Here is a 10836-nt window from a genome sequence, read left to right as displayed (position 1 = left end):
AAGCTGGGGGTACCTGAAGTCGGTGACCGCAAGGAGCTGCCTAGGGTAAAACTGGTAACTAGGGCTAAGTCGTAACAAGGTAGCCGTACCGAAGGTGCGGCTGGAACACCTCCTTTCTAGAGACATAAAAAAGACCTAGGGTCTTACTCTCGCTGTTAGTTCAAAAAAAAAGACTTAAAATACAGAGTCTCGTAGCTCAGCTGGTTAGAGTACTACACTGATAATGTAGGGGTCGGCAGTTCGAGTCTGCCCGGGACTACTTTTAACAAGTATTTTAAGAGAAAAGGAAATTTTAGAAGTTGAGTCCTTGAATTTTGAAATTTGAGATTTAAATTTTGAAATTAAAAACGGGGGATTAGCTCAGCTGGCTAGAGCGCCTGCCTTGCACGCAGGAGGTCATCGGTTCGACTCCGATATTCTCCACGAAAAAAATGATAATTATCAATTGATAATTGTTAATTGATTAAAGTTCATTGACATATTGAGATAAACATACAAACAAGTAGAAAGAACACAAAAAAATGTGAATTTTAAATTGTGAATTATGAATTGATTCATCATTTATAAATTAACATTTATAATTAAAAAAGAAACAATAAGCAAAATAAGGGCGTATGGGGGATGCCTAGGCTCTCAGAGGCGAAGAAGGACGTGATAAGCTGCGAAAAGCTGCGGGGATTGGCACATACGAATAGATCCGCAGATATCCCAATGGGGCAACCCACTATGTTGAAGACATAGTATCCGATAGGAGGCGAACCCGCTGAACTGAAACATCTAAGTAGGCGGAGGAGAAGAAAACAAAAGTGATTGCGTGAGTAGTGGCGAGCGAAAGCGCATTAGCCCAAACCAATGTTGTTACGGCAATATTGGGGTTGTAGGACCACAATATTTCTTGTAAACTGAATTAGAATAACCTGGAAAGGTTAACCAAAGAGGGTGATAGTCCCGTATAAGTAAGGGATATAAAGAATAGTGGTATCCTGAGTAGGGCGGGGCACGTGAAACCCTGTCTGAATCTGGCGGGACCATCCGCTAAGGCTAAATACTCCTGAGAGACCGATAGTGAACCAGTACTGTGAAGGAAAGGTGAAAAGAACCGTGAATAACGGAGTGAAATAGAACCTGAAACCATACGCTTACAAGCGGTCGGAGCATCATTAAGATGTGACGGCGTGCCTTTTGCATAATGAGCCTACGAGTTAACGTTGCTGGCAAGGTTAAGCACTTCAGGTGCGGATCCGTAGCGAAAGCGAGTCTGAATAGGGCGCTTTAGTCAGTAGTGTTAGACGCGAAACCGTGTGATCTACCCATGGACAGGATGAAGCTGTGGTAACACATAGTGGAGGTCCGAACCCGTTGACGTTGAAAAGTCTTGGGATGATCTGTGGGTAGGGGTGAAAGGCCAATCAAACTCGGAAATAGCTCGTACTCCCCGAAATGCATTTAGGTGCAGCGCTGTGGTCTAGTTATATAGAGGTAGAGCTACTGATTGGATGCGGGGGCTTCACCGCCTACCAATTCCTGACAAACTCCGAATGCTATATAATATACACAGCAGTGAGGGCTTGGGTGCTAAGGTCCAAGTCCGAGAGGGAAAGAACCCAGACCATCAGCTAAGGTCCCCAAATGTATGCTAAGTTGAACAAACGCGGTTTGATTGCATCGACAGCTAGGATGTTGGCTTGGAAGCAGCCATTCATTTAAAGAGTGCGTAACAGCTCACTAGTCGAGCGATCGAGCATGGATAATAATCGGGCATAAGCATACTACCGAAGCTATGGACAGAATATACTGTGGTAGGGGAGCATTCTAACATCGTAGAAGGTTTTTCGTGAGGGATGCTGGAGAGGTTAGAAAAGAAAATGTAGGCATAAGTAACGATAATGGGTGCGAGAAACACCCACACCGAAAAACTAAGGTTTCCGCAGCTATGCTAATCAGCTGCGGGTTAGTCGGGTCCTAAGGCAAAGCCGAAAGGCGCAGTCGATGGCCAACGGGTTAATATTCCCGTACTACTTATAATTGTGATGGAGTGACGCAGTGATGAAAGTACCGCGAACTGACGGAATAGTTCGTTAAAGTACGTAACTATAAGACCTATAGGCAAATCCGTAGGTTTTGGTGAAATACGATAGTACTCGGAATCTTCGGATGATGGGATAGAGTACCTAAGGGCTGCCAAGAAAACCTTCTAAACTTAGATTATAAGTACCCGTACCGTAAACCGACACAGGTAGTTGAGGAGAGAATCCTAAGGTGCTCGAGAGATTCATGGCTAAGGAATTAGGCAAAATAGACCTGTAACTTCGGGAGAAAGGTCGCCAGCGCAAGCTGGCCGCAGTGAAGAGGTCCAGGCGACTGTTTATCAAAAACACAGGGCTCTGCAAAATCGTAAGATGACGTATAGGGCCTGACACCTGCCCGGTGCTGGAAGGTTAAGAGGAGATGTTATGAGCAATCAGAAGCATTGAATTGAAGCCCCAGTAAACGGCGGCCGTAACTATAACGGTCCTAAGGTAGCGAAATTCCTTGTCGGGTAAGTTCCGACCTGCACGAATGGTGTAACGATCTGGACACTGTCTCAGCCATGAGCTCGGTGAAATTGTAGTATCGGTGAAGATGCCGATTACCCGCAGTGGGACGAAAAGACCCTGTGCACCTTTACTATAGCTTAGTATTGACCTTGGATAAGTGATGTGTAGGATAGGTGGGAGACTGTGAAATGGCGTCGCTAGGCGTTGTGGAGTCATTGTTGAAATACCACCCTTTGCTTATCTGAGGCCTAACTCTCAAAAGAGAGGACATTGCTTGGTGGGTAGTTTGACTGGGGTGGTCGCCTCCAAAAGAGTAACGGAGGCTTCTAAAGGTTCCCTCAGCACGCTTGGTAACCGTGCGTAGAGTGCAATGGCAAAAGGGAGCTTGACTGAGAGACATACAGGTCGATCAGGTACGAAAGTAGAGCATAGTGATCCGGTGGTTCCGCATGGAAGGGCCATCGCTCAAAGGATAAAAGGTACGCCGGGGATAACAGGCTGATCTCCCCCAAGAGCTCACATCGACGGGGGGGTTTGGCACCTCGATGTCGGCTCGTCACATCCTGGGGCTGGAGAAGGTCCCAAGGGTTGGGCTGTTCGCCCATTAAAGTGGCACGCGAGCTGGGTTCAGAACGTCGTGAGACAGTTCGGTCTCTATCTACTGTGGGCGTTAGAAATTTGAGTGGATCTGACTCTAGTACGAGAGGACCGAGTTGGACTAACCGCTGGTGTATCTGTTGTTCCGCCAGGAGCATCGCAGAGTAGCTACGTTGGGAAGGGATAAGCGCTGAAAGCATATAAGCGCGAAACCCACCACAAGATGAGATTTCTTTTAAGGGTCGTGGAAGATCACCACGTTGATAGGCTATAGGTGTAAAGGCAGTAATGTCATAGCCGAGTAGTACTAATAACCCGTAAGCTTATTGTAAGCCTCCCCCTTGCCCTGTAAAGGAGGGGGGAAGCAGATTCTTTCTTTAAATGAATATTTATCTCAATATGTTAAAATATTGCTAGCTATAAGCTACAGTGAAAAGTAACTAGTAAAAAGTGAAAAGTCAAAGACTTATCACTATGAGCTAATCATTTATCACTTACAACCTTAAGGTGGTTATTGCGGCGGGGCTCACCTCTTCCCATTTCGAACAGAGAAGTTAAGCCCGCCAGCGTCGATGGTACTGCAATTATGTGGGAGAGTAGATCGCTGCCTTTCTTTAAAAACCCTATTCTGTAAAGAATAGGGTTTTTTGTTTTAGCAAGAATTTGATTGATGTTATTGCTTGCGTGATCGGGCGTAGCAAGCTACGGATCAATACTAAAAGTAGTGGGGGAATATCGGATCAAGTCATATTTCTGTGGATTAGTTAAAATTACGCATATAAATTTGTTAGTCTAAAAAGGAAGAATTCTATATTTCTCACTCCTCTAAATTTACTTCTAAAAGCTTTTATTTTTGCATTGAAAGATTCTGCTGAAGCGTTAGTACTTCGATTATCAAAATAATTTAGTATTGTTTTGTAGTGGTTAATTATTGTTCTAGAAATGGTATTAAAAGCTTTAAATCCTGTTTGATTTACTTTTTCGTGCCACTTGGCTAATTTTGTGTAAGCATATATTTTATTTGTTGTATTTTGAAAAATGTTTGATAGTTCTATTGAGAGTTGATAAGCAATTTCGATATCTGGATAAATTTCAAATACAATTTTGGCTCTTTCTTTTTGATTTTCAGTCCATTTATTTTTTCTTTTATAAAGTAGATATCGACTTCTTGCTAATAGTTGTTTTTTAGTTTCTCCGTTTTTTAGTAATTCTGGATTAAATTTTTTCTTATTCTTTTTAGCTTTTTCAATGGATTCATTTTCTTGGTCAATAGCTTCCCATCTATGTTTAATCCTAATTTCTTGTAGTGCTTCAATGGCAAGTTTTTGAACATGAAATCTATCAGTTACAAGTGTTGCATTTGGGAATGATTTTTTGATGATAAGTCCCATATTTGGAGCCATATCTAAAGTAACTTCTTCTACTTTGTTTCTTTCTTTTAAAGGTATTTTGCTCAATATTTCGATGATATTATCTGCTTTAGTTCCTTTAATAATAGCTACTATGCTTCCTGCTTTTCCTTTAGCTTTTTTGTTTGTAATAATAGTGTATAATTCATCATAAGAAAGTGCGGTTTCATCTATAGATAAATTTTTTCCTAAGTTTTGTGGATATAACAACCATTGCTTTGCATGTTGAATTTGATTCCAATTTTTAAAATCACTCAAAAAATCTTTATACTGATTTTGAAGTGATTTTCCATTAACATGATAAAATTTAGCAATGCTTTTAGTGTCATCAGAGTTAGTATCGATTGATTTCTTTTAAAAAAGAGGCAAACTCTTGGGTTAATCGAGTGCCTTTTGCTACTAAGTTCCAATCTCTGAAAACAACTTTGTTAGTAGATAAATTAAGCCATCTTCTTCTTTTAATATGAAGATAAACCTTATATTCTCTTATCGGAAAATCTTGAACTGTGATAGATTCAAAAAAACCTTTTGATTGTAATTTATCAGTTTTGAATATTCCAAAGGGATTTTATTTAATTCTTCTAAATATAAATGCAATGCGTCTTGCTGTCTATCAATTGAAGTTAATTCAAAATAATGCGTAAGATATTCTGGGAGTAATAGTTCAATTAGAGAATTAAATGAAGAATTCATTTGGATAATTTAGTTTTACACAAAGTAAGCTATTTTAAAATTTCTCCACAACTTTTTTACTTGAACCGTTGTGGTGGGGCACGTTATAAAAATATATGAGTGGGGGTATATTTAGAAGGGAATTAATTTATTTGGGTGTTGAATAAATTAGATTAGGTTAAAAAAAGCCACTCTGTGTGAGTAGCTTTGTGTTATATTGAGTTTTTTGATATTATATTATTCTTGCATGGTATGGAAGACATTCATTACATCATCGTCTTCTTCTATTTTTTCTAATAATTTTTCAACATCGGCTATTTGTTCTGGTGTTAGTTCCTTGGTTACTTGTGGTATTCTTTCAAAACCGGATGATAAGACTTCTATTCCGCGATTTTCTAGTTCTTTTGGATTGCTCCAAAGCTTTCGAAAGGGGCATACATAACGATTCCATCTTCATCGGCAAATATTTCTTCAACACCGAAGTCGATCATTTCTAATTCTAATTCTTCTACATCTTGTCCTTCAGAATGAATTCTGAAGTTACAAGTATGATCAAACATAAATTCTACTGAGCCTTGTGTACCAAGTGTTCCATTACATTTGTTAAAATAGCTTCTGATATTTGCTACAGTCCTGTTGTTGTTATCTGTAGCTGTTTCTATTAAAATAGCAATTCCGTGTGGTGCATAACCTTCGAATAGAACTTCTTTGTAGTTAGCCGTGTCTTTATCGCTTGCTTTTTTTATTGCGCGCTCCACATTGTCTTTAGGCATGTTAGCTGCTTTGGCATTTTGTATAACGGCTCTTAAACGGGAGTTAGTCTCTGGATTAGGACCTCCTTCTTTTACAGCCATTACAATATCTTTACCAATTTTTGTAAACGTTTTAGCCATTGCTGACCAACGTTTCATTTTACGTGCTTTTCTAAATTCAAACGCTCTTCCCATTTCTATTTATATTGGACTATATGAATGTTTACTAATTTTTTTATTGTACAAAAATACTATATGTAGTATTAAAAAAAATCTAAAGTAAATATTTGATAAACAGTTTTTTTGTTTATTAGTTATTTTCTTCTATTAATTCTTCTTCGTCGTATTCGTCATCTTCTTCTTGTTCAAATTCAAAAAATGTGAATACTGATCCTCCATAGGCTTTTTCAAAGGAAAAATTTTCTTTATGTGAAAGTTTTGTGTGTTTTGAGTGTTCTATTATAAGCATTCCATCAGTATCTAATAGATTATTTTCAAAAATTAGATCTAAAATTTTCTCAAAGTTTTTTTGGTCTAGATCGTAAGGGGGATCAGCGAAGATAATGTCGTAATTGTTTTTGTTTTTTTCTAAGAATTTGAATACATCACTTTTAATTGGGGTAATATTCATATCAAATTCTTTAGCTGTTTTTTTGATGTAATTTATACAACCAAAGTCTCCATCTACACTAATGATGTTTTCTGCTCCTCTAGATGAAAATTCGTAGCTTATGTTGCCAGTACCGCTAAACAGGTCTAATACTCGTAATTCATTGAAGTTGAAGTAGTTGTTTAATATGTTAAAGAGTGATTCTTTGGCCATATCAGTTGTAGGTCTTACGGGTAGATTTTTGGGAGCTACTAAGCGTCTACCTTTGTATTTTCCTGAGATTATTCGCATGCGTGTATTAAAATAAAGTTTTTTAAATAGTTTTCTTCAGATATTGATTGGTCAATCTGTAAGTTTTCAGTGTATAGGCTTACATTTCGAATGTATTTGTATGCTATTTCAAATAATTCATTGTTTTTTGTTATTTTGCCAAGTAGTTTGACAATAACTGATTCAGGGTTTAATTTTAATTGTTCAGCTGTGAAAAGTAGATGGTATATGAAATCTTCTGCTTTGTTGTATTCGAAGGAATTGTAAAGTAGTAGTTTTTGATTTTCTACAACAATTATTTGGAATTGTTTTTCTTGAATGTGAACAAAAATTTGAGGTTCTGCTACATTTTTGCTTGTTTCTAATATTTTTTTTACTAAAATGGTAGCGGTGTGTTTGTAATGAAATTGGCCATATAAATGAATTAGTGCATTGTTAAGTTTTGTGAAAGGAATGTATATGTTATTCATGTCATTACCTAGAACTTGATCGTATGTAACAAAATCATTATGAGATATTTTTACGTTATATTGTAAATAGGATTTTAAGTATTTTTCATCAAAAAGTGTTTGTGGAACAAAGCTATTCAGTGCATTATCGTGTAATATTAATACATCATCAAAACCGTTTTGTAAAACCGTACTTTGTTTAATTAAGTTAAGAATTTCATCTTCTGTTTCTTGAATTGTATTATTTTGGGTTAAAATGTAGTTACCAAAAATTTCTATTTTAGATTCTAATGTATTGTATAAACAAAATGATACTTCTTGTAATGAAATTTGAAGTAATAATTTTTTATATTTTTTGTTAAGTATTGTATTAGTTGATGTTTGCATTCTTTTTATACCCTATAATGTTACAAAATTACGATTTTTTTAGTTAAGAACCATTTTAAACGTGTTTAGATTATTATATATTTTAGAGTATTATGTATGCTGATTTTTAAATGACATTGAGTTGATATTTATTAGTTTGGAAGAGGATATCTTAATTGATATGTTTTATATTTGACATCCTTAAAATAGATTAAAAAATAGAGATGAGTTCGAGGTTATTTTACAGTATTTTACGAAAAAGATTTCCATTTCAACCTACTGTAAAACAGGATGTTTTTTTTGGAAAAGTAGCTGAATTTGTAGAGAGTTTTAATAAAAATGAATTGTTTGTATTAAAAGGATATGCTGGGACGGGTAAAACTACTCTGATTTCTACTATAGTAAATCATTTGGGAGAGGTTCAAAAAAAATATGTTTTATTAGCTCCTACGGGAAGGGCAGCAAAGGTTATTTCTAATTATTCTGATAAACAGGCGTTTACGATACATAAGAAAATATATTTTCCTAAAAAAGGGAGTGGGGGAGGTGTTAGTTTTACTATGCAAACTAATAAGCATACTAATACGATTTTTATAGTGGATGAGTCTTCTATGATTTCGGATGTAGATACTGATTCGAAGATGTATGAAAATGGTTCGTTGTTAGATGATTTAATTTCGTATGTGTATTCTGGTCAAAATTGTAAAATGATTTTGATTGGGGATACGGCTCAGTTACCTCCAGTTAATTTGGATATATCACCTGCTTTAAATATAGAAACACTAAGTTTGAATTATGATAAGGAAGTGTATTCTATAGAACTAGATGAAGTAATGCGTCAGGAAGTTAATTCTGGTATTTTATATAATGCAACTGAATTAAGGGAGTTGTTAAAGGATCATTTTATTACTGATTTTCAATTTAAATTAAAAGGATTTAAGGATATTGTTAGGTTGACTGATGGTTATGATATACAAGATGCTATTAATCAGTCGTATAGTAATTATAGTATAGAAGATACTACTTTTATTGTTCGTTCAAATAAAAGGGCTAATCAATATAATCAACAGATACGGGCTAAAATTTTAGGTAAAGAGAGTGAGTTGTCTGCAGGTGATTTTTTAATGGTTGTAAAGAATAATTATTTTTGGTTAAAAGATTCTGATGAGGCTGGATTTATTGCCAATGGAGATATTATAGAAGTTTTAGAAATTCGTTCTATAAAAGAGTTATATGGTTTTCGATTTGCTGTAGTGAAAATTAGAATGGTTGATTATCCTAATCAACGTCCTTTAGATACGATTTTGTTATTGGATACAATTATGAGTGAGTCACCTTCGTTGACTTATGAGGAATCAAGTCGTTTGTATCAAGAGGTAATGAAAGATTATGAAAATGAGCGTGCGCAGTATAAAAGGTATCAAAAGGTTAAAAATAATGAGTATTTTAATGCGCTTCAAGTAAAGTTTTCGTACGCTATTACTTGTCATAAGTCACAAGGAGGGCAGTGGAATACTGTTTTTATAGAACAACCTTATTTAGCTAGTGATATTGATAGAGATTTTGTACGTTGGTTGTATACGGCTATGACTCGTGCAAAGGATAAATTATATTTAATAGGTTTTAAAGATGAGTTTTTTAATACTTGATGAATCATTATTTGCTTATTGATTAGTTTTTGAATAATAGTAGATTTTGAAGATGTAAATGATATATTTTATTAATAATGTATCTTGTGTAGTTTTATTTATTAGTTTAATTTTAAGTTTTTATATCTTTTAATTGGTTTCGATGTAATATATCATATTAATATAAAATAAAATGAAAATAATTGCTGTAATACCTGCTCGTTATGCTTCTACTCGTTTTCCTGCTAAATTAATGCAGGATTTGGGGGGAAAACGGTAATACTTAGAACTTATGAAGCTGCTATAAATGCAAAATTGTTTGATGATGTATTTGTGGTGACTGATTCTGATTTAATTTATAATGAAATAGTTTCTAATGGAGGGAAAGTGATCATGAGTGTCAAGGAACATGAAAGCGGAAGTGATCGAATAGCTGAGGCTGTTGAAAATATGGAAGTGGAAGTGGTAATAAACGTGCAAGGTGATGAACCGTTTATTGATGCTGAACCATTAAAAAAAATAATTGAAATTTTTAAAAATGATGAGGAGAAAAAAGTAGATTTGGCTTCTTTAATGTTTGAAATTAAGGATAAAAAGGAAATAGAAAATCCTAATAATGTTAAGGTTGTTGTGGATCAAGAAGGATTTGCTTTGTATTTCTCTCGTTCAGTAATTCCTTATCCTAGAGAAGAAAATGTAGGAGTTAGATATATGAAGCATATAGGAATTTATGGTTTTAGAAAAAATTCTTTAATGGATTTTTATCGTTTATCTATGCTATCATTAGAGGCTTCGGAAAAATTAGAACAGCTTCGTTATTTAGAATATGGAAAGCGTATCCGTATGGTTGAAACAACTCATGGTAGTGTAGGTATAGATACACCTGATGATTTGGAAAAAGCAAGAAAGTTATTAGAAGAAATAAGTTAGATAAACTAATTTTTTTAGTTATTATTTGAAGGTAATTTTAAAGTGTTAAAAAAACCAATCTTATATTATTTAACATTGGTTTTTTCATACGTTTTATTATTTAATTGATTTCAACAGTTCCTTTTATTTTTAAAGGAGTTAGTCCACTTTCTGTATTAACTGCATTGCTCTCTACCATGATGGATTTACGGATAGGACCTGGGTTCATGTTATATTTGACTTCTATTTTTCCTGAATTTCCTGGTTGAACAGGTTCTTTAGAAAAAGAAGGTATTGTACAACCGCAAGTAGATTGTACATTCTTGATAAGAAGAGGCGCATCACCTGTATTAGTAAATTCAAAAAATCGGACACCATTATCGGTTGATTTACTAATCGTACCATAATCAATTTCATGTGTTTTGAATTCTATTTTTGCCCCACTTTGAGCTTGTAAGGAAAAACTGAATAAAACTAATGTTGTAAAAAATAAAATTTGTTTCATTTGTTCTAATTAGATGAGTAAAATTACTTTCTTTCAAGTAAACCTACAAAAAAAAATCTTAAACTTTTTATTTTTAAGTGGTTTATTTATTTTTGCATAAAAATACAAAAAGTGTACCAAAAAATACTTATA

General features: G+C 34.9%; 6 protein-coding genes, 2 tRNA genes, 2 rRNA genes, 2 pseudogenes and 1 other annotated feature. Of the genes and pseudogenes, 6 read left to right on the top strand and 6 right to left on the bottom strand.

The features are described from left to right. Positions 1-116: a sequence feature (16S ribosomal RNA rRNA prediction is too short), on the top strand. Positions 117-185: 69 nt separating this feature from the next. The 4 genes from JJC03_RS17010 to rrf all read left to right on the top strand — a co-directional run bounded on the left by JJC03_RS17010 (position 186) and on the right by rrf (position 3747). Next, positions 186-259, top strand: a tRNA-Ile gene (locus JJC03_RS17010). Between the two features lie 90 nt (positions 260-349). After that, positions 350-423 (top strand) — tRNA-Ala (locus JJC03_RS17005). A 170-nt stretch (positions 424-593) separates the two neighbouring features. Next, positions 594-3465: ribosomal RNA gene (locus JJC03_RS17000) — 23S ribosomal RNA — on the top strand. A 172-nt stretch (positions 3466-3637) separates the two neighbouring features. Continuing rightward, positions 3638-3747 (top strand): 5S ribosomal RNA (rrf, locus tag JJC03_RS16995). A gap of 157 nt (positions 3748-3904) precedes the next feature. Here rrf and JJC03_RS16990 read toward each other — a convergent pair. From JJC03_RS16990 to JJC03_RS16975, 5 genes and pseudogenes are all read right to left on the bottom strand, one after another. Next, positions 3905-4858, bottom strand: coding sequence for an ISAon1 family transposase (locus tag JJC03_RS16990; RefSeq protein ID WP_202971608.1), 954 nt, complete (start codon positions 4856-4858; stop codon positions 3905-3907). A gap of 19 nt (positions 4859-4877) precedes the next feature. After that, positions 4878-5033 (bottom strand): ISAon1 family transposase N-terminal region protein, encoded by a 156-nt coding sequence (locus JJC03_RS19455; RefSeq protein ID WP_445297855.1) that lies wholly within the window; start codon positions 5031-5033, stop codon positions 4878-4880. A 491-nt stretch (positions 5034-5524) separates the two neighbouring features. After that, a pseudogene (locus tag JJC03_RS16985) lies at positions 5525-6108 on the bottom strand (YebC/PmpR family DNA-binding transcriptional regulator); the annotation flags it as partial. 169 nt (positions 6109-6277) lie between these two features. Continuing rightward, entirely contained in the window at positions 6278-6868 is a 591-nt protein-coding gene (rsmD, locus tag JJC03_RS16980) for a 16S rRNA (guanine(966)-N(2))-methyltransferase RsmD (RefSeq protein ID WP_235873757.1), read from the bottom strand. Beyond that, positions 6859-7683 carry a DUF3822 family protein gene (locus tag JJC03_RS16975; RefSeq protein ID WP_088399953.1) on the bottom strand — a complete coding sequence of 275 codons (825 nt, stop codon included), beginning with the start codon at positions 7681-7683 and terminating at the stop codon, positions 6859-6861. Before JJC03_RS16975 ends, rsmD begins: the two co-directional genes overlap by 10 nt. Before the next feature lie 203 nt (positions 7684-7886). Between JJC03_RS16975 and JJC03_RS16970 the strand changes: the two genes are divergently transcribed. Together JJC03_RS16970 and kdsB are read left to right on the top strand one after the other, a co-directional pair. Further along, complete coding sequence (locus JJC03_RS16970) at positions 7887-9311, top strand: ATP-dependent DNA helicase (RefSeq protein WP_088399951.1); 1425 nt, start codon at positions 7887-7889, stop codon at positions 9309-9311. 172 nt (positions 9312-9483) lie between these two features. Further along, positions 9484-10220 (top strand): annotated as a pseudogene (gene kdsB / locus JJC03_RS16965) (3-deoxy-manno-octulosonate cytidylyltransferase). A 100-nt stretch (positions 10221-10320) separates the two neighbouring features. On the opposite strand, the gene JJC03_RS16960 reads toward kdsB, so the two are convergent. After that, positions 10321-10704 carry a DUF1573 domain-containing protein gene (locus JJC03_RS16960; RefSeq protein WP_088399947.1) on the bottom strand — a complete coding sequence of 128 codons (384 nt, stop codon included), beginning with the start codon at positions 10702-10704 and terminating at the stop codon, positions 10321-10323. Between the last annotated feature and the right edge of the window lie 132 nt (positions 10705-10836).

Source organism: Flavobacterium oreochromis, from assembly GCF_019565455.1.
GTDB classification, from domain to species: Bacteria; Bacteroidota; Bacteroidia; order Flavobacteriales; family Flavobacteriaceae; genus Flavobacterium; species Flavobacterium oreochromis.
The sequence above is the reverse complement of the archived record's forward strand: the minus strand, read 5'-3'. Positions and strand labels throughout refer to the sequence as shown.